Source organism: Photobacterium kishitanii (assembly GCF_000613045.3).
Taxonomy (GTDB): domain Bacteria; phylum Pseudomonadota; class Gammaproteobacteria; order Enterobacterales; family Vibrionaceae; genus Photobacterium; species Photobacterium kishitanii.
The window spans coordinates 2,879,094-2,903,763 of sequence record NZ_LN794352.1 but is presented as its reverse complement, the minus strand read 5'-3'; the positions used below and the strand labels follow the sequence as shown (position 1 = coordinate 2,903,763).

Genomic DNA, 24,670 nt, shown 5'->3' with positions numbered 1-24,670 from the left:
TTTTCCCAGATTGCTATTTATTGCCATAAGGTGATAAATAAAACAGAATTTGCTTGGCGACCATAGCGTTATGGACCCACCTGATCCCTTGCCGAACTCAGTAGTGAAACGTAATAGCGCCGATGGTAGTGTGGGGTCTCCCCATGTGAGAGTAGGACATCGCCAGGCTTCAAATTTATATTATTGTTTTTTAACGGTAATAGACACGAATTTACTTAGCGACCATAGCACAACGGTACCACCTGATCCCTTGCCGAACTCAGAAGTGAAACGTTGTAGCGCCGATGGTAGTGTGGGGTCTCCCCATGTGAGAGTAGGTCATTGCTAAGTTTCAAATTGCTTAAATGCTGAATAGACACTGCGGAGTGGTAGTTCAGTTGGTTAGAATACCGGCCTGTCACGCCGGGGGTCGCGGGTTCGAGTCCCGTCCACTCCGCCATTATTGAAGAAACCTGAATTTAACGATTCAGGTTTTTTTTCGTCTGTAGAAAATGGTAATTATAGCGTGGGCTATCATCCGTCATCTCGGAAGGGAGGCACGAGCTATCTGTGATCTGCTCATCACGTGTTTGAGTATTAAAGAAACCAATAAAAAAGCAGTTAAAACAATAACTCTACAACGTGCTGATAATTGATTCCCTATCTCGTTCGTAACCTCACTGTAGGGAATGACGGCAGAGGATTAAGCCATAAGTTAGTTTCGATTAAGAAGCTTAGCAGCCTGCCACGGTTATTATGTGATAGAAAAAGGGCGCGCTGATGCTTTGGTTGTCATATTAGATATGGCAAGTCCCGTCCACTTCACATTATTGAAGAAACCTGAATCTAACGATTCAGGTTTTTTTTCGTCTGTAGAAAACTATTTCAATTCCTCATAGAGACCGGTGTGAAAAATTTCGCGTTGTTGTTGGTCACTAATATCACGGCGATGAGCGCGGTAGCGTGAGACAACATAAGTAATGATTACAGAGAACAGGGCGTAGGCGACAAGAAATGTTAGCGGAGAATGAATAATGTCGGCTGAGAAGACCCAAATCACACCTGTAATCGTAATGGCAAGTTTAGTTAATGCTGCTACAACTAAAAAACTCATAGCATACTGTGGTCGACGGATAGCTTGATAAGCAATTAAATAGCCGCAACTTACCGCGACAATCGCCAGTGTAAAGCCAACTGAGAATGAGTGAAAATGTTCGCTAAATAATATTGCGAGCGCAATCATAATGATAGCAATGATACCCTTCTTCATAACAACTCCTTACTTACGCAGAACGTGTAGCTTCGATTAAATAAGCATGGACTTAAATTAGGAGTTTGTATGTGAAGTAATGCGTTTTTCAGTTTATTGATAGGTAAAAGATCAGAGTTTGTGAGCAAGTATTGATTATTATTACTGGTATTAATCAAAGCGGTATAATAAAGAAAAGGGTAGTCAAGCGACTACCCGATGGCAAAGATCAGAGTAACTGATCTGCACAATGTAACAGCTATAAGGCGTGTTACTAGGACTTAGCAATGAAAATAATTAACTACTTATACAGCAAGAAATTGTTTAAATTGTAATAAAACGGCTTCTGCTTGAGTTTGATCTTCCATTTCTACAAACAGGCGCAGTAATGGCTCTGTGCCGGAGAAGCGTGCAATCGCCCAGCCACCATTTTTAAAGTAAACTTTAGCGCCATCAGCGTAGCTAACTTTTTCGATTTCGTAAGCAAATTCTGGTAATGATTTTTCGATATAAATTTTATTATATAGACGATCACGTTCAGCGGCTTTAAAGGTACAGTCACCTTCTGCGGTATAGGCATAACCAAAGCGGGTATAGATTTCATCTAATAGTTCCGAGAGTTTCTTACCGGTTGAACTGATCATTTCAACTAATAAACTCGATGCAAAGATGCCATCTTTACCTTTAATATGACCACGAATGGTTAGGCCACCAGAACTTTCACCACCGAGTAATGAATCATCTGCTTCCATTTGCGAGCTGATGTGTTTAAAGCCGACGGGAACTTCAAATGATTTTTCACCATAAGCAGCTGCGACTTTATCAAGTAGGTGGGTGGTAGCAATATTACGCACCACAGAACCTTTCCAGCCTTTGTATTCAAGTAGGTAGTAATACAGTAGTAATAGCACTTCATTAGGATGAATAAAGTTACCTTTTTCATCAATGATACCTAAACGATCGGCATCGCCATCAGTACCAATACCAATATCATAACCTTCTTGAGCGACTAAGTGTTTAAGACGGTAAAGTGTTGCCGCACTAGGTGATGGCATTAAACCGCCAAAGCCTGGGTTTTCACCATCATTGATGACATCAACATCACAGCGACCGGTGATCAACACCGTTTGTAATGCATTTTTTGCAACGCCAAACATTGGATCGATCAGTACGCGCAAGTTGGCTTTTTTAATGGCTTCTAAATCAAGTAAATCAATAACAGAATCAACGAATTCGTTCATCGGATTGATGATTTCAATTAATTTATCACGTTGTGCCTGTTCAAAGTCAACCAGCTTAATATTAGCCTCAGTTAATACTGAAATTTGTTGTTCTATCTTTTGCGTAATGATCTCATCAGCATCACGGCCGCCTTCGATAAAGACTTTAATGCCGTTGTAATCTGCTGGATTATGCGATGCGGTAATACATGCCGAGTAAATTGCACCAGTTTGTTTGGCTTTAAACATTACAATCGGTGTTGGTACAAAGCGATTGATAAAACTACATTTAATGTTATTTCCAGCTAAGACTTCAGCAAACCATGTTGCGGCTTTATCTGATAAAAAGCGGCGGTCATAACCGATAATAAATCCTTTATCAGTCACTGATTCGGTGATCATAATATTGGCAATAGCTTGTGCGACTAAACGTACATTAGCTTGAGTAAACTCTTCGCCAATAAAAGCACGCCAACCACCGGTTCCAAATTGAATCATGGAGGAACTCCTATTTCTCTCGCAAAATAAAATGGGGAGTAAAGCTACTCCCCGAAAGTGGTTAGCCCATTACTACAGTAACAGTATTCACAGAGCCTTCAGCTTGAGGTGCAATTGCGCCATCGACTGGCTGACCGTTAAGCATGATAGATTTAATGCCTTTGCTAACATGATCTGGGTTGGTGACGTTAATGTTGTACGTTGCACCACGCCATTCACGCGTTACTTCAAACCCTGGCCATTCAGTTGGAATACATGGATTAATTGTTAAGCCATCAAAACCAGTTTGAACACCTAGAATAAAGTTAGTTACCGCAAAGTAAGCCCAACCTGAAGTACCGGTTAACCATGGGTGGTTGGCACGACCATGATCTTGGTGATCACGACCCATGATAAATTGCACGTACGAGTAAGGTTCAGCCATACGCGTTTCAATCATGTCGTTTTGGTTGTATGGGTTAAGTGCATCGTAGAACTTCATTGCACGATCACCACGGCCTAGTTTGGCTTCTGCTACCCATGCCCATGGGTTTGGATGCGAGAAGATTGCTCCATTCTCTTTAACACCTTGGTAGACACGGGTTACAAAACCAATGTCATCGTTAGGGGTTGAGAATGACGGTGCATTAAGATGTAAGCCATAGTCTGAGTAAAGGTTTTCATCAACAGCATCCATTGCTTGCTCACCACGATCTTGTGATGCCATGCCAGACAGAACAGCAAGGGTATTTGATTCTAAATGAATACGGCCTTCAGTTTGTTGCGCAGTACCAATCTTGTCGCCGTTTTTGGTTAAACCACGAATGTACCAGCCACCTTCGTCATCCCATAAATGGGTTTCACAGGCTTCACGCACATTGGCTGCCATTTCAGTGTATTTTTCAACATCAGCTGCTTTACCTTGGTATTTAGCCAGTTGAATAAATTCTTGTAGTGCCCAAAAGTACAGGAACGATACCATTGCTGATTCACCGCCGCCTAAGTTTAGGCAGTCATTCCAATCGGCACGTAGACCTTTACAGATACCGGTTTGACCAACATATTCGGCAGAGAAATCAAGCGCTGCTTTCATGTGATCATAAACAGTTGCATCACCGCCGTCAGCGTATGGGATCACTTCGTCAAGGAAGCTTTCTTCGCCAGTTTCTGTGATGTACTTACAGATAGTAGGGACTAACCATAGGTGGTCATCTGAACAAGTATCATCAATGCCATGGATCTTATCAGCATCACTTGGTGTTGGTACTACTGTTGGTGATTTTGATGGCTCAACATCAGCCATGTCTGGATCGAACCAATCAGGATCAAACAGGTGTAAACCATAACCGGCTTTCACTTGACCACGAAGTAAATCGACTAAACGCTTACGTGTCATTACTGGGTTAGAGTGTGGCACTGAGATAGCGTCTTGTGCGGTATCACGGTAACCAAGACCGGTACGACCACCGACTTCGATGAATGAAGCAAAGCGTGACCATACAACACAAGTTTCCGCTTGGTATAGTGTCCAAGCATTGATCATTGTATCAAGGCCTTCATTTGGCGATGTTACTTTAAACTTGTTACAGCGGCTTTCCCAGTGATGTTTAATTTCCGCAAATGCAGTATCAACGGCAGCGCTGTCTTGGTATTTTTGACGTAGACGTTGGCCTTCGTTTTTACCAATACCTAGAATGTAGTTAAAACGAACTTCTTCACCGGGTTGTAGCGTGAATTGCTTGTGTAGCGAACCACAATGGTTGTAACAGGTTTGGACGTGGTTAGAACAACGGCCTTTTTCAACTGCAATTGGGTTGGACTCATCACGGTACGCACCGATGAAAGTATCACGTTGACCATCATAGCTATCAGGTTCGAAACTTGATGCTAAGTAGTAGTAACCTTCTTTATCATTAGTGTTGTAATACAGGTCGTATTCAATTACGCCATCATTGTAAGATGTGCCTGCTGAGTAAAGGCTCATCTGATGGTTTTGGTTGTCAGATTGAATGTGGCTGAATGAGAATTCAACAAATGAGAACGCACTGATAGTACGCACTTCATCGGTGGTGTTTTTTAGAACCACATCCCAGATTTCAGCATCTTCACCAATGGGTACGAATAAGGTTTTCTGAGCTGAAATACCGTTGTATTCACAAGCAAATTTTGAGTATGACAAGCCATGGCGTACTTCATATTTAGCTTCATCAAGACTTTTTGCTACTGGCTGCCATGAGATTGACCAGTAATCACCTGTCGCATCATCGCGTAGGTAAACATAATGCCCTGGACGATCAAATGTCGCATTTGGACGGAATTTAGTAACGCGATTGTATTCTGGTGACTTATAGAAAGAGTAACCACCGGCATTTTGTGAAATCACTGTACAGAACTTTTCAGTACCAAGGTAATTGGTCCATGGTGCTGGGACATCAGGTCTAGTGATAACATACTCTTTATTGCCGTTGTCAAAATAACCGTATTTCATTATTTCTAATCCTTAAAATATTTACTGTTCTGTGTACGTGGTTATTCACAGTGGCGGTAATTAATACCCGCCTTATCTAGATAGTTAAGTTGACCTTTTAAGCGTGCTTTAAAGTCATCCCAGTTGCGATGTTGTGGTTTACTCCAGCAGATCTCCGATACCGCCAGTAAGCGCGGATAAATCATATATTCAAATCTGCTTTGGTTATTAATTAATTCTGACCAAAGTGCAGTTTGAATGCCTAAAATGTGCTGCCGCGCAGAATTTTGCGCCGATAGCATGCTAAGTGGATGATAATTGTAAACATTATCCAGTGTTAATTTACCTGCCCAATCGACGCCAGCCTCGTCAGCAGAGTAACCTTGTGCGAGATCGAGGTAGGTGGCTTGTGCCGGTTGCATTACTACATCAAAGCCATTTTTTACGCATTCAAGGCCGGCTTCTTCACTGAGCCATGAATAAATTACGGTGTCTTTACTGACTTTATTACCATGGGTTGCTTCTTCCCAGCCCATCATACGTTTGCCTTGCGCTTGTAATACTTGTTCGGCAAAACGTAATAGGTGACCTTGTAATTCCATCGGGTCGTGGTAGTTGTTATCAGCCATTAATTGTTGGCACGCAGCACTGTCGGTCCATACGCCTTTAGGCACTTCATCGGCACCAATATGCACAAAAGGTGCAGGAAATAGTTCACATACTTCTTCAAGTACGGTTTTAATGAAGGTGTAAGTTCCCACTAATGCTGGTGATAAAATATTGTCAGGGTAGTTCTGAATACTGCGATAGATCGAATGATCCGCTGGATCTTGTAACAGTTCAGGCAGTGATAAAATTGCCGCACGACTATGACCCGGAATATCAATTTCAGGAATGATACTAATGCCACGATCACTGGCGTAGGCAATGACCTCGCGAATATCTTGCTTGGTATAAAATCCGCCATAGCGTTGATCGATATGACTAAATTGTGGAGCGATAATTTCATTTGGGCCGCGCCACGCACCAATCTCGGTTAATTGAGGGTAGGCGTCAATTTCAATTCGCCAGCCTTCATCATCGGTTAGATGCCAATGGAAAGTATTGAATTTATAACGTGCTAAATGATCAAGTAGGTGCTTAATTCGATCGACGGGGTGAAAGTGACGCCCGCAATCAAGCATCATGCCGCGGTAGTTATAATGTGGCTGATCGATTACTTCCACCATTGGTAAGCAATAAGCACCCGCAGCGGTATGAGTTGGCGTATTGGGTAGCAATTGCAATAAGGTTGATGTTGCATGTACGAAACCAGTCGCTGAACTGGATTGAATCCAAATGTTATCGGTTTCGATCAGTAATTGATAACCATGTTCGACAATGTCATTGCTAACGCGATAATGAATATTCCCTTGCGGATGAATAGGCATAGTTTCGTTAAAATGTTTTTTAAATTCAGCGCTTAACCAATTAATCGCACCTTGTGCTAAGAGCGGTGGGGTTTCAATTGCGGTCGCTTGGTTAAAAATGAACTCACCTTGAAGGCGGGTTAAATGGTTTGGTTGCGGAATTAACGCAATGTCACAGCCAACACTTGGGAGTGGGGTACAGTAACGCTCGATCGGATCTTGATCTAAATTAATAGTGGTCGTGTGTACTTTTAATGGTTGAATCGAATCTTGGTCGCTATCCAATGCAATAAATGCTTCATTAATACCATCATCATGCAGATTGAACGGCATTGTCTTCATGGTAAATTCAGTATAAAAATGCCCATTAGCCATTAATGGTGGTAATTGTGATAAATGGCTATAACTGCCAATTTGACTAATGGCGCCAACAGAAACACTGGCAGGATCAATGCAACGGCTAATGAAGAAATACAGTGACCATCCATGCAGGGTTTGATCGGTTAAGTTATGTAAACTTAGCGCATAGCGGCAATAACCATCTACTTTTTCTATTACTGTAAAATCAAGACGATAAGTCATTTATATTTCCTTAGCGTACAAATAAGTTGTGGTTGCCACGTGCCATTACAATCGCACCATCCATCGCATCACCTTGTGGTATCGCTATACGTTGTTGCATTGGTGGTGTTAGCCATGCTTGAATGCGTTCACCAATACCTCCCATCAGGCAAATACTGCTTGCGCCACGTAAAATCAATGCTTGCATCCACATTTCAATATCAGCGGCAGTCTGTTGTAACAGCGATACTGCTAATGAGTCATTTTGGGTTGCAAAGGTAAAAATAGCCGGAGAGAATTGACCATAATCACAAGGGCGAGCGTTTTTTGACCAGCTAACAATGGTATCGATATCATTATCAAAATGAGTTAATACATGCTGGGCTAATTCTGTCGATGGCACGATGCCATCAACACTGAGTAGTACTTGTTGAATCAGGCGTAGTCCCATAATGGCACCACTGCCTTGATCTGATATCGGAAATTCACGTCCACCGACCACATGTTGTTGACCATCAAGCAGTAAAATGCCGCAAGAGCCGGTGCCTGAAATTAAAATTGCACCATCTTTACCACCCCAAGCACCTAAACAAGCTCCGTAGGCATCAGTATTGAGTGTTATTGCGCCATATGGATGAGGTTGTTGCATGAAGGCATGCCATGCTTGTTGTTGTTCAGCGCCTGCAAGTGCAAGTCCGACGGCCATGTTTGGGTAATCAGCCGTCGTTAATTGGGCCTGTTGAGCGGCAAGGGCAATCGCTTGTTGAATTGATGCCATCGCAATTTCACCACCCAGTAAAATATTGGCGCTGCCAGTTTTAGCTTCACCCAAAATATTACCGAATAAGTCACAAATACGAGCTCGACATGAGGTGCCGCCACCATCAACACCGACGAGGTAAGCAACTGGAAAATCAGCCATGGTGACGTTCCTTAAATTGCAGCGTGGTCGCTAATAAGTACCAACCACCGTGTGGGATCCATTGTTCGCCCCAACGCCAGTTTTGCAACATGTCATCTTTTTGTCCTGCAGGATTAAAGGCAATGTCTTGCTCATTATCAAAACCGGAGGTAATACCATTACAAACACCACCTTTAGCATTACTAAAACCAAGCAGGGGAAGGTAATCAGGATTATTGTGGCCATGGCCATCTAGCATACACATATCAAATGGATTTAAACCTAAGATCCAATTCATAAGTTGCTGACCATATTGCATAAGTCGCTGTTTTAATGCGGTGTCGGTTAGGTGATCTTGTGCCATAAATGCCATGCTAGCGAGAGAAGCAATTCGAGCGTTTTCCCCTTGCCACCAATAGCCTGACTCGTTGTTATGTGCCACAAAAAAAGCGGTTTGTTTGTGGCCATCTATGGCTTTGGTATATTGGCGTGGATAACCAAACGGATTATTAACTTCAGCCGTCAGTGTTAATTCGAAATTAAGTGCATTAATGAGTGTTGGTTGTAGTTGTTGTTGCTGTTTCGATTCAGGCTCTGCTGCTAAATATTGCATCAGCGCAATTGCTGGTAAACCAGCTTCTGCTGCATGGTAATAAGGACGACTACCATCAGTGGTGGCTGACCAGTAATGGTCAATATTTTCATCGGACATTTGACGCTCGGCTAAGCGTTGCGCCCAATCTCGCATTTCAGTTAAATAACGATCTTGATGAGTCGCGCGGTATAGCTCTACCGCGGCTAATAAGGCGCAGTATTCATCAATAATATTTTCAGCGTTATCGTTGAGGTAAGCAATATTATGTTGTTTTAAATGCCAATAACCACGTTCAGCTGCTTGCAGGTATAGTTCGCTTTGAGGAGCGTCACAATGAGGAATGCGTGAGCAAGAGGGCAAGGTTGTTATGCGAGCTGCGGCTGCTAAAGCGGCAATTGCTACCCCACCACCTTGACGGAAACCAGCTTGATAATTATCAGTTTTGATGCCGTCTTGGGTTGCATAAGCGCAGATATCACGTTGTGCTGGCGACTTGCTCCATTTATCAAATACGGTCATGTAAAAGAAACCGTCATCACTTTGCATACGTACTAAAAAGTCAGCTCCAAATAACGCTTCTTCTAACAATCGCACACGGGTGAAATCAGCTATATCAGCTTGATCTTCGGCAATTTCATATGCTTTTAGCATGTTCCAAACAATCATCGGTGTTTGCTGAGGATTGAGATAATTAGCATAAGAAAGGTGGCTTAAGTATTTGCTGACATCACCCGATGCATCATACCAACCACCGCGAACATCAATGCGAAGATCACTATTGAGTAATAAAGCTTGGTTGTCAGCTTGGTCATAAATACCACTGCAACGTTGTGATTTGAAATAGTGCAATACATCACTGAAGGTACGGCGCATTAATAAACCTTCAGCAATGCTGAAAACAGTTGATTCAATGTTGGCGTAACGAATGCGATATTCGCCAGCATCTTGGCAAGCCGAAAAGTCGACTTGGTAAATATTGCCCGTATGCCATTGTGCGGTGGTACCACACGCAACTAATGGTAGCTGCATAACAGTTTGGTTAGTTTGATTGCACACTAGTTCAGCATGGCCTGAGAGCGTTTGGGATGTTGTTTGTAGTAAAGCCTGCTTTGTATTAAAGCGCTCATAACCAAGGTGATTAATTAACAGCTGCATAGGGCCTCCAATGTCGCTAATAAGTGATGGCTCCTTATCGGAACCATCACTAAATTGCTTGAGCGACAAATAACATGGATATAAAAGTAAAAGTGTTATTAGTGCTTATTGTGTAACTTAAGCTTTGTCGCTTAGTTTTCGTATAAGTAACAACGTACAAAGTGATTATCAGATAACTGTGTTACTGCTGGTAATTTCTCGCGACATTTGTCTGTTGCTTGCATACAACGACCAGCAAATGGGCAACCAAAACTGTCAGGTGTCCATAATGGAATTTCACCCTTATTACCTTTAAGCTTGGTATGAATCGATTTACTTGGATCGGGCACTGCTGACACTAATAATTGCGTATATGGGTGTTGTGGATTATGGATAATCTGTTCGGTATCGCCCCACTCGACCATATGTCCGACATACATAACCGCGAGATCTTCCGCAATATAACGTGCAGTTGCGATGTCATGAGTGATGTAAAGTAGCGCCATTTCTCGCTCAAACTTCATCTCTTCCATCAAGTTCAATACACCAGCGCGAATCGATACATCCAGCATTGACGTTGGTTCATCAGCCAACACGACTTCGGCACCTACCGCAATGTTACGTGCTAAGTTGACACGCTGGCGTTGACCACCAGAAAGCTGATGAGGGAACTTTTCAGCTGTCGCTTTGGGTGGAATTAAACCTACTTGCTCTAACAAGCTGTAAACGGTTTCTTCAAGTTCTTTTTTATTGCCAGCTGATACTTTATTGTGGATCAGTAATGGGCGCGCAATATGGTGAAAAATAGTATGAGTAGGGTTTAATGATCCAAACGGATCTTGCCATACCATTTGTACCCCGCGACGGTACTCCATTAGGTCATCACGGCTAGTGATTGTTTGAATATCACGACCATAATAGTCAATTTGACCGCCACTTGGTGCGTACATTTTAGCGATCATTTTTGCGGTCGTTGATTTACCAGAGCCTGATTCGCCCACCACGGCTAAGCCGCGGCTTTTGTACATTTTGAAAGACACATCGTTAATCGCACGCATCTTTGATTTTTTAAGTGAATTACTATTTACCGAGAAATCTTTAATTAGATTTTTACCTTCGATAATCGGTGTTCCGACAGGCTTGCTCATAGTGTCTCCTAAATACTGCCTATAGAATGCGGTGTGTTGCTACTAGTTACCCGTATTGGTAAATAGGTGGCAGTTTGATAAACGTCCTGGTTCAATTTGGCTTAACTGAGTTGGAGTGCTAAAGCACGCTGGATGGGTTTTTCCACAGCGAGCTTGAAAGCGGCAACCTTGTGGTATTTCAAGTAAATTCAATGGATTACCTGGAATTCCGGTTAAGCGTGTTTTAGGGCCTGTTAGCGGTGGGAATGAACTTCCCAAGCCTTCGGTGTATGGGTGGTACGGTGTTTCAAGAATTTGTTTTGATGGTGCAACTTCAATTAACTCACCTGAGTACATGATGCCGATACGATCAGAGAACTCGACCATCAGAGATAAATCATGAGTGATAAATAAAATTGAGAAGCCAAACTCTTCTTTTAATGCATAAATCTTTTGTAGAATTTCGCGTTGTACCACTACGTCCAATGCGGTCGTTGGCTCATCCATGATGATCATCTTTGGATTAAGTGCCAGCGCAATCGCAATAACTAGACGTTGACGCATACCGCCAGAGAACTGGTGCGGGTAGTCACGTAAGCGGCTTGGGTGAATATCAACAATTTCTAATAATCCTTCAGCACGACGAATAGCCTGCTTACGGTTCATGGTGGTGTGACGCATGATCACATCACAAAATTGCTCTTCCATGGTTAATACCGGATTCAAAGCGTTCATCGCACTTTGGAATACCATTGACATCTCACTCCAACGGAAAGCTGACATTGCCATATCCGTTTTCTTTAAAATGTCACCATGGCCTTCAAAGATCACCTCACCACCGGTAATGAATGCTGGTGGCTTATGTAAGCGCATGAGTGAGAAAGCAACGGTCGACTTACCGCAGCCAGATTCACCAGCAAGACCAAAAATTTCACCTTTACCAATGTCAAAGCTAACATTATTAACGGCACGGACATCGCCAGCATCAGTAATGTAATCAACACATAAATTACGAATTGAGATTTGTGGATCGGTCATTATTTAGTCCCGCCTTCTAGTGCTGGTTGAGGCATAGCTTCAACCGGATGTGCTTGTTTTGCATTTTCTTTTGCAAGATTTTTCCAACGACGCATGCCTTTATGAGAACGTAATTGTGGGTTAGCAATTTCATCCACAGCGAAGTTCAGCATCGCAAGGCCAATAGCGATAAATATTAGTGCGACACATGGGGCTAATAATTCCCACCAAGCACCGACTAGCATTGATGATGAAGTTTGTACGTTGTACAGCATTACTCCCCAGCTAATACCATTTGGATCCCCAAGACCTAAGAAAGACAGGGTGGCTTCTACTTGAATAGCGAGCATTACTGAACCGATGAAACTTGCGCCGACGATAGAGATAAGGTTTGGCAGAATCTCAATGAAAATAATACGACTTGATGATTCACCTAATACTTCAGCAGCTTTTACAAACTCTTTCTCTCTTATCGATAGGGTTTGTGCTCGTACTACACGCGCACCCCATGCCCAGGAGGTGACAGCGATAACCACCGCTATAGTCAGCGGTCCTGCTTGACCGATAAAGGCGGCAATAATGAACAAGATTGGGAGTTGAGGCATAACCAACATGATGTTCATACCGGCGGTGAGTATTTCATCAATCTTGCCGCCAAAATAACCTGCTGAGATACCAATGATTGTTGCTAAAAAACACACCATCAAACCAGCACCAAAACCAACCGCTAGTGAAGTACGTGCGCCATAGACAAGTTGTGACCAAATATCACGCCCCATGCGAGAGGTACCTAGTACGTGATCCGCATCTTTTGACATCAATAACGTACGCTTGTTAGTTGCCAAATTTGTAGCAATCCAGCCATCAGGATTGTCTTGTGCGGCTTTAACAATGAACGCTGGATATTCATGAGGATTTCCAGTTCTCTTATGTGGATCATACTGGGTGATCAGTGGTGCAAATATCGCAGCTAACAGAAAAAGAGTAATAATACTTAAGCCGAACATCGCTTTAGGGTTGCCAGATAATAGTTTAAATAAGGCTTTCATAATTATTTGCCTCCTTTACGTAGACGAGGGTCTAGCGCAACGATTAGGATGTCGGCCATAAAGTTAAAGAACAACATAAACATAGTCATAATCAGTAACTGACCTTGTAGTACTTGGTAATCTCGTGAGTGGATTGCGTTTAACATCACCGTACCAAGACCTGGGTAGTTGAAAATCATTTCGATAATTAACTGACCACCGATAGCCATACCCATCGCCATTGATAATGCCGTTACACTTGGTAGCATTGCATTACGGGCTGCATAGTTGAATACCACACGATTTTCACTTAGGCCTTTTCCCTTTGCCATGGTGATGTAGTCTTCATTGAGTAGGTTAATCATGTTGTTACGCATGCCAATTAGAAAGCCGCCAATTTGAATGATCGTGGCACAGAAAAGAGGTAGAGCGGCGTGGTAGAGCACGTCTTTATAGAATGCCAAGCTACTCCAATCAGGAATAACACCAGCGGTATATGCATTACCTGTTGGGAACCATTTTAAGCCAATCGCAAAAGTAAACATCGCCAGCATCGCAATAACAACCGGTGGAACGGCTTGAATAACCAGCATTCCTGGAGAGATAAACGTGTCGTAGTTACTGCCACGTTTCCATGCTGCGAAAATACCAAACACCGAACCGAGACAGAATGAAAGAATTACTGCAGAGCCAGCTAAGAATAGTGACCAGCCAATAGCACCACTGAGTAAATCATTTACTGATAATGGGTAAAATTTAATTGAAGTACCGAGGTTCCATGTAAAGACGTTGCCTAAATACGAAAAGTATTGCTCGTAGAGTGGACCATCAACAAAGCCTAGTAGCTTTTTCATAGCTTCAATACGCTCAGGAGTTACCTGCGCGGTTGCGTTTGCGAACATCATGGTAACTGGGTCACCTGGCATCGCACGCGGAAGAATAAAGTTTAGCGTTGCCGCGAAAATTAGCGCGATAAAATAAAACGATAAACGACGTAAAAAGAATCCCATAACTCACACCTTACACATCCAGCTTGCCTTCCTGAGCTGAATTCAGGACGTAAAACCCCCTGACGCAAGCGTCATACCTTTGATTGCAAAAAGGACAGAGGGAAGAGGCGGTGCACAAGGCGTGCACCGCAAATTTAAGCAGAAATTATGCTTTTGGTTTTAGATCCAGTACTTGAAGTAGACGCTCTTGAACGCCAGCCCATACCATTGGACGGCCTTTAGGGTTCTTCTCGTTCCACCAACCAGTGAAGCGACCTTCATTGTATTGGAAGTTGTTAGCACCAGAAATTACAGGAATCGTGATTTGATTCTCAGCAATGATTTTCTGAATACCATGAGCAATCTTGATTTGCTCACCCTTATCAGCGGTTTTGTAGAAGCTGTCTAGAAGTGTATCTAGCTGTGCATTTTTGAAGTAGTGCATAGCGAAACGTGGCATACCATCACCTTGCTGTAGACGTGAGTTGTACGCACTGTCCCAGTATAGGTGTGGATCGGCACCGTGGAAGTAGTTAGTAAATGCTACATCGTAAGTACCGTTCAACATTGATTCGTTGTAAACCGCAAAGTCAGGAGTACGTGCTTTCGCATTGATACCTGCTTCTTGAAGCTGCTCAACACCTAGCTGTACAGTGTTGTTAAAGTCAGTCCAACCATTTGGTGACTGAACTTCAAGCTCGATTTTCTCACCTTTTGGTGATTCAACAAATCCGTCGCCGTCTAGGTCTTTAAAACCAGCTTTTGCAAGTAGCTCTTTAGCGCCTTTGATGTTGTAAGTGTTGTAAGCTTTGTATTTATTATGTACTGCTTCGTCAGACCATGATTTGAAGCTATCACCTAGACCTGATGCGTAATCGTTCGGTGTACCAGCACCGTAGAACGCGATGTCGATGATAGTTTGACGGTCAATTGCCATAGAGAATGCACGACGGAAATCAACATTATTGATTGCTTCGTTGTTACCCGCTTTTGGCGACTTATAGTTCAACATAAATGACATAGTACCAGCAGCAGGGTACCAGTATTTATGGTTAGGATTTGCTGCAGCGTAAGTACTGTCGATATCTGGAATGAACGATGATGTCCAATCTAACTCTGAGTTAATGATCTTAGTCAGTAGTTGGTCATTGTTTGCGATTTGAGGTACACGTAAACAGTCAACTTCTAAGTTAGCGTTATCCCAGTAGTTAGGGTTACGACATTGAACGTAAAGTTGAGGAGTAAATGTCTCGATCTCGGTAAATGGACCTGTACCTACTGGGTTCTCGTTGGTGAAAGTTGTTGGGTTCTCAACTTTGCTCCAAATATGCTTAGCAACGACTGATACTTTAGAAATTTCAAACGGAACGTTTGAGTTCGCAGCTGTTAGTTCAAAGATAACCTTGTTACCGTCTTGCTTAACTGCTTTAACCCACTTATTGATACCGTATTGGTCAAGTTCAGGTTTGTCTTTCAACAGGTTAAAAGAGTAAACAACATCTTCAGCTGTGAACGCTTTACCGTCAGACCATTTCACGCCATCACGAATTTCAAACGTAACATTCATTAGGTCATCAGACATGTAGTAATCTTTCGCCAAACGCATAACAGGCTCGTTACCGTGCATTTGGTTAAAGATAACCAATGGCTCATAAACGAACTCAGTGGTCGTACGAAGGTTGGTTTGTAAGAATGGGTTAAAGTTACGTACCATTGTAGGGTAAAAATCGGGTACGATTGTTAGCTGGCTTTTTTCTGATGCAGTAGCAACGGGTGCTGTAAAAGCGGTTGCTGCAGCAACAACTGCAAGTGCTAACTTAGTTTTGTTAATATTGGCAAGCATAGCTGTTCCTTACTCTTAGCTCTGTTTCACTAATGGAAATAAAAATTAGCTCCGTCATTGGAGCGCCTCAAACCTACTTCATTGGAACTGAGTAACGCTGAACCATTGAATGGCCTTGTAGGTTCTCAGTGACATCAATATTGGCTGGATTGGCTTAATCGTCAACGCAGTCGCCCGTCAAAAACGTCAAAAAGGTTATTGTTGCCGTCAAAAACGTTAATTTTACTGTTTTACGTGATTGAGTGTTCAGTAAATAGCGTGGTTAACGTCACAAACGAATCTAGTTGTTACATGAACTTTGTTAGTACTTACTATCGGTTTTCTCATTGTTTTACAGGTGTTTTTTTTTATTTTTTTATAGGTGTGATGTAACGCATGTGGTTTTTTGCGCTTATTTTCATACGGAAAATTTAATAAACGAGTTTGTTGTGATTCGGTTCTCATAAACTAAAAGTATTTATTTTTACGCACTTTAAATGATGTTTTTTGATGAAAATGATTCAATTTTAACCACTAATCAGAGTGTGAATTTAATCATTTATACGGATTTAAAGGTGATTATTTCACGTGCTAAAAAAGTGATGGGTATCAGTTATAGTGCTAACTAGTATTGATAAATAATCATGGCCATTTATTACTTGTGTAGCGGTATACCAATAGCGACGGTAGGTTGCTTTAAGCGGTGACGGTTAAATCTGAGGCTATAAAAAAGGCCCACAACGGGCCTTTACAATCAATTAAATGACTTATTATTGGCTAATAATACGATGTAATTTATCACGCATAACGACCAGCTCTTGGCGAGCGCCATTTGATTGTGGGCATCGCTCTAATACATAATCGATGGTGTTTATAACGGTACGCCAACGTGGTGTTTTCGGTAGTGTCTCAAGTTGCAGGTACTTATCGAGGGTACGAGTTTGAAGCGTGCTACGGTCTAAATATACTCGCCATAGCCCACTTTCTTCTGCCAATTCAAATTTGTTTTTACGTGCTTCTGTTTCCCAAAATATCAGGGTCGCTTTCATGGCATCGACCAGTAATTGGCGAATTATTTCCGTTTTATTGTGTTCACCATCGCCTAATTTATCGGCTAAACGAGTGAACTCACCGCCAAGTTCGCGTAATTGTTGAAGGTTATTTTTGTCGCCATTAAAAGCAAACTCAGATAAAACATCAATGGCATTTTCGAGCAGATTAATTCGATGATCTGCTGATGGTCCTTGGCTATCAAACACAAACATTTGCTTAAGACCAGATTCAATCGGTAAATTGATGACATCAGTCGTTAATTGTTGCTGCTGATCACCGATATAATAATTTAAACACCCAGTAAAATGGTGATTATCATTAATTGTTATAGGAAGTGGTGTCGCTAAAATATCATCAATGGTATAGCGTTCTAGCAACTCAGGCGTACGTTTGAATAGTTTGCCCGCAGCATTATTTGCATAACGGATTCGACCTTCATGTTGGACGCAAATAATCGCCTCACTGGTTGAATCTAGTAATCCTAGTAGGCGACTTTGGGTTTCAATCAGTCCAATTTCAACCTGCTCACGGCGGTGAATTTCTTGCTCTAATGCATGATTTTTCTGACGTTCAATCTCTGTTTTTCCCGCTTGAAGATAGGCGCGAATACGAGCAATTAACTCTTCTTTATTAAATGGCTTAGTTAAGTAGTCATTGGCGCCGCACTCAAAGCCTTTTAAGCGATCTTGTACCTGTCCTAGGGCTGATAACATAATGATTGGCAACGCTAACATTGAATGATCTTTACGTAGCGTCGTACATACTTCATAGCCGCTCATTTCTGGCATCATAATATCCAGTAACACGAGATCTGGTTGTTGCTTCGCGATTAATGCTAATGCTTGAGGGCCACTTTCAGCGGTTTGAACACGGTAACCCGCAAGGCGTAAGAAATTGGTTAATATTTGTAAGTTTACTGGCTCGTCATCGACAACTAATAGTAACTCACCGTCTGGATTTTCAGGTAAATCAGAACCATCACAACTAGCAGCATTCAATAATGGCGCTTTAAAGTGATTATTATTTGGATTGGCTGCCATCGCCGCAATTTGATTGGCGTTAGCTAAGTTGAGGGTGAAACTAAAGGTTGTACCAACCATTTGTTGACTACTGACATACAAGCGCCCACCCATCAACTCAATTAGTTGGCGACTGATTGAAAGTCCCAGCCCTGCGCCCTGGCGGTAATTCGCTGAGCCTGTGTTAGCTTGGATTAATGGTTCAAAAATATGTTCTAGTTGGTCACTTGGGATTCCTTGCCCTGTATCAACGACTTGAATTCGCAACTGATGCTCTAATACTGTGGCGGATAAAATAATTTTACCCTCTGAAGTATATTTAATTGCGTTACCAACGAGATTATATAGCACTTGCTCTAACCGTTGTTCGTCAGCATCAACTAGCGGCAGATCTGCTGGAATTTGGTTGATGATACGAATAGGTTTATTGCCAAGTAAATGGCTAGATAATTCCAGTACCAATCGAATAGCGACAGACATATCAACAGCTTGATGATTGATATCAAGATCGCCGTAACGCATCTTATGGTAATCAAGCAGATTATCCACCAGGGTGGTTAAGCGTTGGCCACTGTTGATGATCATTTCTAATTGGCGTCGTTGCGGCTCATGTAATGCGCCGTTAGCACCCGCTAATAAGGATTCAGCTATCCCCACCATACCGTGTAATGGGGTGCGTAATTCGTGCGAGGTAGTCGCCAGAAATTCATCTTTCATTTTATCTGCGGTTTGCAGTTCATTGTTTTGTTGGCGAATAATAGTAAGGCTATGTTCTAACTCTTTATTTTGCTGGCGAATAAGGCCGATTTTTTCACGAATTGAACGTTGCATACGGGCAAAACTGATCGCTAAGCGACCGATTTCATCTGGGCGCTCGGTACCATCAATTTTTTGATCTAAATCTCCGCCAGAGGCTTTTTCAGCCGCCCAAGTTAAACGCAATAATGGGGCGGTGATTGAGTTAGATAACCAGTGTGATGTAATGATCACTAAAATAATTGCGGTTACCATTGCAGCAACAAAAATTTTCTCTAATTCAAAGATACGTGCAAATGCTTCTTTTTCTGGAAACTCAACCACTAACGCCCAGTGATGTCCTAGAATATTGAGGGGTGAAAAAGCACCTAACACAGGGACATTATCGTAATTTATAAAGCTACCAATCCCTGATTGGCCTGCTAATGCCTGATCAATGCTTTGGCTTTGGAGTTGGGACGGTAACTGTGCATTATCATCAAAACGGAGTTGATGATCGCTACCGACTAATAATGTTTGAATATGCTTAGTATTGTCTTTAATGAGCTCAGCAACTTTTTTATTACTCAGTTCCATAAATACATAACTGTGTAAGTAGCCTTGTTGAATAATCGGCGCAGCAAACCAAGCCGTAGTATCATTATTATGGCTGTTAGCGCTAAAGTCAGTAAACACTACTGGTACTTGTTCTGGACTATTTTGGCTGTGCTCAGTTTTAGTTTTGATAGCTTTAAATGTTTGCTGTAATGCTGGGTATGAGGTGTTTTTAGCTAATAAGTTCACCCCGAAAAGGTCATGATTTTTAACGGAATAAACCACATCTCCTGAAATATCAACCAACATGATATCTTTGAAATCAGAGCGTTTAAGGTATTCGTTATAAACCGCATTATAGCGTTTAAACATTAATCGATAACGCTCATGGCCAATATAACCGCTATTAACGGTTTGATTGCCTTTGGTGGTTAAAGTTAAATTAAAATAATTAGCACGGCCTTGTGCATTTAATTGTGAATCAATATTACCGAGTTGGTGGAAGGCACCGACTAAACCATAAAAGCGGCCTCCGCTATTATTGGATAATTCGGAGCGGGCAAAACTCTTAACTTCCGACTCTTTAGCGGCAAAAAAACTCTGGAGTTGTTTTTGTTTATTATCACGTAAAGAAGCTAGGTGGCTGATACTTTGCTCGGCTAAATCTTTAGTATGTGAATTAAGAAAATAGAGTGCTGACAATATCAATGGGGTGATACTGAGAACTAAAAATGCCAGCATAAGTGTGTGCTGAAGACGTTTGAAGCGTTTAGTATTCTGCATTCCGGTGCCTGAATAAAATGTTGGTATTTACGGTTTTAACGGTAACCAAAGCTACGTTAAAATGATCATTAAGATTTTAACGATTGTCCTTTATCGTTTTTACTCAATGTAATGAATTGTAGCGTTTATACTATATTTTTATTATGAATCAAGTCACTAGAAATGGATTCGTGTCAAAAGACACAAAATTAACAAATTTAACGTCATAAAAAAGGGCAGTATTGACTGCCCTTTATAAAATTCAGAGATTGCTTATAGCCCGTAACCGGTCATTTTTTTGCGTTATAAATATTAAATTTATTGGTGTGGGCACTGATATCACATTGACCAAGGCTTGCTTCAATTAATGGTGGATATTGGAGAAAACTGTTAGCCACGATCACTAATTCCCCACCATTATGTAAATAACTTGGTGCTTGATTAATAAATGTTTCAGTAGCGGTATAGAATGTTTTTAAACCGGCATGGAATGGTGGGTTACTGATTAAATATTGGTAAGGACCGTTGATGTTTTTATACACATCGGTGGCGATAAAATTAGCGGTTAATTGATTAACTTTAAATGTTTCTTTTGCTGATTCAATTGCTAGCGCACTGATATCACATAGATCTAGTTCGATCTGTGGATATTTGGCTTTCATTACCGCACCAATAACACCTGCACCACAACCAAAGTCGAGAACTCGGCCATTTAGGGCGGGTAAATTATTCAGTAGTAGTTCTGAGCCTTTATCAAATTCACCATGGCTAAATACGCCCGGTAGTGAACGAACAGTAAGGCTGACTCCTGCAATATTAATCGGGTAGCTACGGAACCAAGTATTAATATTAAAACTAGCGGCAGGCGTATCGCAACGTCCCCAGTAAAAACTGCAACGACGGGCTGAGTCATATTTAGTTAATGGGCCATATTGAGCAAACATTTTTTCTGCGCTTCTGACACCACTACGATTTTCACCAACAATACAAATCTCTACTCCAGCAGCAAACTTACTCAGTAGCATTGATAATAAATAGTCAGCTTCAGCTTTTGCTTTTGGCCAGTACAGCAGAATCATATCAATATCTAGTTCAGCATTAAGTTCTGCGCCAAAATGACAGTCAATTGCTTGGTGGTGCTCAATGTCAGCTAAGTAGCCGTAATTTGTTGTGAATACTGTTACCGACTGCGCCGTTGATAATAATTCTGAGGCAAAGGTATCGTTTAGTTCACCGGCAATAAGGACTTTACGGTTTTCAAAAAACGCAGATTGACGAGCAACCACTTGGCTCGCGGCGGAATAAGACATTTAACTGGCCTCAAAATAGATATCAGGGTTCAGGAGCGCGGATTGTTCCATAAATAGTGGCAGATGGAAAGTCACTGCCAGTAGAACAGTTATAATCATAGTCCGCCGTCATTATTGTTATTAATAATAACGGCGAGCTAGTGAGTAGTTACTATGGGTTAGTTATTATCTTGTTGCTCAAGGAATGATTGAAATTCAACTTCATACATTTTAAAAATAACTAACGTTACGCCAAAAATAATTGGACCATAGATCATACCAATTAAGCCAAATAATTGAATACCGCCAATGATTGAAAAGAAGATCAATAAGGTATTCATACTAGAGCTGCCTTGCATTAGTAATGGACGCACAATGTTATCGATAGAACCGACAATAATGACTCCCCAACAGGCAAGGAATAGTGCCCACTGCCAATCACCAATTAGCAGTAAATATAACGATGCTGGAAGCCAAATTAAGGCGGTACCAACGACGGGGATTAATGACGCAAAAGCCATCATTGAGCCCCAGAATATACCCGGGAAACCACATAGCCACATCGCAAAACCACCGGCAAAACCTTGGGCAAGGGCGGTTAGAAATGAACCTAAAACCGCTGATTTAGCGACTTGCTCTACTTCATTAATGATTGCATCTTCTTGACTACGTGACAGTGGAATAACATGGCGTACAGCGGTGATCATTTTTTCGTTATCGCGTAATAAGAAAAACAATACAAATAACATCATCATGAAATTAACCAGTAAATTAGTCGCGTCACCTAATATTTTTGCACTGATATTAAGAGCTTGTGAGCCAACTTGTGACGCTGTAGTTGCAAGCTTTTGAATGATCACTTGAGGATCAAAATCATGGAATGGCGAGTACTTATCTATCAGGGTTAGTGCTCTTTGAGCATAAGGATGCGCAAATAATTCTTTCGGGCCGCCAGTTGTTAACCACGTATAACTTTCTTTAGATACCGTGGTTCCTTGGTGCACGATCGATGAAAATACCACTAAAATAGGAATAACGATGATCACGGTCAGAATAAAGCATGACAGTACTGCCGCGGTATTTTCACGCGTAGGCATCTTGGCTAATAAGCGTTTATGTAATGGGGAAAACAATAGGGAAATGATAAACGCTAATACAATCGGACCAAGATAAGGTTCGATTAATTTATAACTGGCATAGGCGGCGACAATGAGTGCCGCAATGAGCATCCAGTGACGAGGTTCTACCTTAAAGGGTTTAGGCACGATGTTTATCCTTTTAAAATCGACCGATAACAGTCATTCCCACTGTAATTGATAAAGATTATCATTATAATCATCACTGTTGTTTTTGATGATTATAGCCCTTACCGAGGAGATAGCTTATGGGATGTTGTAATTGTGGTTGTGATGACAAAAAAAAGCGGAAGCCGCCGTTAGTGCTAATTATCTTAGTACTTGTCGCGGGACTTGCGGTTTATTTTTGGCAGTAAATTTTAACGAGTATGATGCATTTTTTATTAGTGAGATCTGATTAACATAATGATAAACACCTCTCATAAAAAAAGGCCACGATGAGTGACCTTTTTGCATAATAGCATTAATAAAATAATGTTTTTAACAACATTATATTATTTATTGTAAATGGTGCTATTTCGCTTCAGCTGCAAGAGTGGCAAATGCAAAATCAGCTGCTTCTAAGGTGGCATCAATTTCTTTATCGTTATGCGCAAGTGAGGTAAAGCAAGCTTCATAAGCTGAAGGTGCTAGGTAAACCCCTTTATCGAGCATCAAATTAAAGAAACGCTTAAAACGTTCAATGTCACATTTAGTCACGTCGTCATAGCAAGTGACAGTATCTTGATCAATAAAGAAGAAGCCAAACATTGCGCCAACTTGGTTGACTGCTAATGGAATACCATGTTTGTCAGCAAGTGCTTTAAAGCCTTTAGCTAAACGTTTAGTGGTGTTAGCAAGGCGCTTTTCATTGCCTTCTTCAGTTAATACCGTTAAACATGCATGTCCTGCCGCCATAGCAACAGGGTTACCTGATAGGGTACCCGCTTGATAAACAGGACCTGTTGGTGCCACAAATTCCATTACATCACGACGGCCACCAAATGCGCCGACAGGCATACCGCCACCAATAATTTTACCTAAGGTTGTGATATCAGGTTTAATGTTGTAATAACCTTGGGCGCCGCCTTGTGAGACACGGAAGCCAGTCATTACTTCATCTAAAATTAATAGCGCGCCAAATTCATCACAAATTTCACGTAAGCCTTCAAGGAAGCCGGGTACTGGTGGAATACAGTTCATGTTGCCAGCAACAGGCTCAACGATAATACAGGCGATTTGATCTGGTTGAGCCATGAATGCTTCACGGACAGAATTCAAATCATTGTAAGTCGCGGTTAGGGTGTGTTTAGCAAAATCAGCAGGAACACCAGGTGAGCTCGGTTGGCCCAGTGTTAATGCCCCTGAGCCTGCTTTTACTAATAGGCAATCAGCATGGCCGTGGTAGCAGCCTTCAAATTTAAGAATTTTATCACGACCAGTGAAACCACGAGCAAGACGAATGGCACTCATGGTTGCTTCTGTACCTGAACTTACCATACGCACCATTTCCATTGATGGTACGAGTTCTGATACTAATTCAGCCATGGTTATTTCCATTGCTGTTGGGGCGCCAAAGCTTAAACCTTGCTGAGCTGCTTCAATAACAGCATCACGAATAGCGGCATGGTTATGCCCCAAAATCATCGGTCCCCATGAGCCGACGTAATCGATATAGGCATTACCGTCGGCATCAAAAATATAAGCACCATCGGCACGTTCAATAAATAGTGGGGAACCGCCAACGCCAGCAAAGGCACGGACAGGTGAGTTTACGCCACCAGGGATTTTTTGTTGTGCTTTAGCAAATAAATCAGCTGACTTGCTTGTTTTGCTCATATGAGATCCTATAAAAAAGTAAGGCGTTGATCCAATCCACAGAATTATCTGTCCTAATGAATCATAGGCAAGAGAAGTGTGGGGAGTGAAACTGTCTTATTGTACCTAAAGTGACGCTGAAGAGAGAGTCATTTTACGGTTTAAAATGAATGCGAATCTATAACAAAATGGCCATGATTTGCGAAACAAGTCACAGTTGCAAAGCTATTTTTCAACATTAGCGGTGTAAATCACAACCACATTGGATTAGGCTGTAACGCTCATCGATCTTTATCTTCTGCGCTGTAATGGCGTCATCTTTATATAATACGGCTCTCTAATGACTGAA

At 41.7% G+C, this 24,670-nt stretch carries 15 protein-coding genes, 1 tRNA gene and 2 rRNA genes; 3 read left to right on the top strand and 15 right to left on the bottom strand.

All coding sequences use genetic code 11. The features are described from left to right. The first annotated feature begins 52 nt into the window (after positions 1 to 52). The 3 genes from rrf (PPBDW_RS13460) (at position 53) to PPBDW_RS13450 (ending at position 439) form a co-directional block, all read left to right on the top strand. Positions 53 to 168: ribosomal RNA gene (gene rrf, locus PPBDW_RS13460) — 5S ribosomal RNA — on the top strand. Positions 169 to 214: 46 nt separating this feature from the next. Further along, positions 215 to 330: ribosomal RNA gene (gene rrf / locus PPBDW_RS13455) — 5S ribosomal RNA — on the top strand. Positions 331 to 362: 32 nt separating this feature from the next. After that, a tRNA-Asp gene (locus tag PPBDW_RS13450) sits at positions 363 to 439 on the top strand. 420 nt (positions 440 to 859) lie between these two features. On the opposite strand, the gene PPBDW_RS13445 is transcribed toward PPBDW_RS13450, so the two are convergent. The 15 genes from PPBDW_RS13445 to hemL all read right to left on the bottom strand — a co-directional run bounded on the left by PPBDW_RS13445 (position 860) and on the right by hemL (position 24,342). Next, complete coding sequence (locus PPBDW_RS13445; RefSeq protein ID WP_036796084.1) at positions 860 to 1,249, bottom strand: hypothetical protein; 390 nt, start codon at positions 1,247 to 1,249, stop codon at positions 860 to 862. Positions 1,250 to 1,533: 284 nt separating this feature from the next. Then, positions 1,534 to 2,946, bottom strand: a complete 1,413-nt coding sequence (locus PPBDW_RS13440; RefSeq protein ID WP_036796082.1) for a phosphoglucomutase/phosphomannomutase family protein — start codon at positions 2,944 to 2,946, stop codon at positions 1,534 to 1,536. A gap of 61 nt (positions 2,947 to 3,007) precedes the next feature. Next, a complete protein-coding gene (locus tag PPBDW_RS13435) occupies positions 3,008 to 5,413 on the bottom strand; it encodes a glycoside hydrolase family 94 protein (RefSeq protein WP_036796080.1) in 2,406 nt (801 codons plus the stop codon). 41 nt (positions 5,414 to 5,454) lie between these two features. Then, positions 5,455 to 7,383 (bottom strand): beta-N-acetylhexosaminidase, encoded by a 1,929-nt coding sequence (locus PPBDW_RS13430; RefSeq protein WP_036796079.1) that lies wholly within the window; start codon positions 7,381 to 7,383, stop codon positions 5,455 to 5,457. Between the two features lie 10 nt (positions 7,384 to 7,393). Beyond that, positions 7,394 to 8,284: a glucosamine kinase nucleotide-binding domain-containing protein gene (locus PPBDW_RS13425; protein WP_036796078.1), complete on the bottom strand. Its 891-nt coding sequence runs from the start codon at positions 8,282 to 8,284 to the stop codon at positions 7,394 to 7,396. Next, positions 8,277 to 10,013, bottom strand: a complete 1,737-nt coding sequence (locus tag PPBDW_RS13420) for a glycoside hydrolase family 9 protein (RefSeq protein ID WP_036796077.1) — start codon at positions 10,011 to 10,013, stop codon at positions 8,277 to 8,279. The genes PPBDW_RS13425 and PPBDW_RS13420 overlap by 8 nt, the downstream gene beginning before the upstream one ends. A 131-nt stretch (positions 10,014 to 10,144) precedes the next feature. Continuing rightward, the gene (locus PPBDW_RS13415; RefSeq protein WP_036796075.1) at positions 10,145 to 11,140 is read right to left on the bottom strand and encodes an ABC transporter ATP-binding protein; all 996 of its coding nucleotides are present in this window, start codon (positions 11,138 to 11,140) and stop codon (positions 10,145 to 10,147) included. Positions 11,141 to 11,182: 42 nt separating this feature from the next. After that, positions 11,183 to 12,157 carry an ABC transporter ATP-binding protein gene (locus PPBDW_RS13410; protein WP_036796073.1) on the bottom strand — a complete coding sequence of 325 codons (975 nt, stop codon included), beginning with the start codon at positions 12,155 to 12,157 and terminating at the stop codon, positions 11,183 to 11,185. Continuing rightward, entirely contained in the window at positions 12,157 to 13,185 is a 1,029-nt protein-coding gene (locus tag PPBDW_RS13405) for an ABC transporter permease (RefSeq protein ID WP_036796071.1), read from the bottom strand. The genes PPBDW_RS13410 and PPBDW_RS13405 overlap by 1 nt, the downstream gene beginning before the upstream one ends. A gap of 2 nt (positions 13,186 to 13,187) precedes the next feature. Continuing rightward, positions 13,188 to 14,174 carry an ABC transporter permease gene (locus tag PPBDW_RS13400; protein WP_036796069.1) on the bottom strand — a complete coding sequence of 329 codons (987 nt, stop codon included), beginning with the start codon at positions 14,172 to 14,174 and terminating at the stop codon, positions 13,188 to 13,190. Positions 14,175 to 14,319: 145 nt separating this feature from the next. Further along, positions 14,320 to 15,996: an ABC transporter substrate-binding protein gene (locus PPBDW_RS13395; protein ID WP_036796067.1), complete on the bottom strand. Its 1,677-nt coding sequence runs from the start codon at positions 15,994 to 15,996 to the stop codon at positions 14,320 to 14,322. Positions 15,997 to 16,745: 749 nt separating this feature from the next. Beyond that, a complete protein-coding gene (locus PPBDW_RS13390) occupies positions 16,746 to 20,120 on the bottom strand; it encodes a hybrid sensor histidine kinase/response regulator (protein WP_036796066.1) in 3,375 nt (1,124 codons plus the stop codon). A gap of 269 nt (positions 20,121 to 20,389) precedes the next feature. Next, positions 20,390 to 21,409, bottom strand: coding sequence for a 16S rRNA (guanine(1207)-N(2))-methyltransferase RsmC (gene rsmC / locus PPBDW_RS13385; protein WP_036796065.1), 1,020 nt, complete (start codon positions 21,407 to 21,409; stop codon positions 20,390 to 20,392). A gap of 158 nt (positions 21,410 to 21,567) precedes the next feature. Beyond that, positions 21,568 to 22,653 (bottom strand): AI-2E family transporter, encoded by a 1,086-nt coding sequence (locus tag PPBDW_RS13380; protein WP_036796063.1) that lies wholly within the window; start codon positions 22,651 to 22,653, stop codon positions 21,568 to 21,570. A 384-nt stretch (positions 22,654 to 23,037) separates the two neighbouring features. Next, positions 23,038 to 24,342: a glutamate-1-semialdehyde 2,1-aminomutase gene (gene hemL, locus PPBDW_RS13375; RefSeq protein WP_036796062.1), complete on the bottom strand. Its 1,305-nt coding sequence runs from the start codon at positions 24,340 to 24,342 to the stop codon at positions 23,038 to 23,040. Between the last annotated feature and the right edge of the window lie 328 nt (positions 24,343 to 24,670).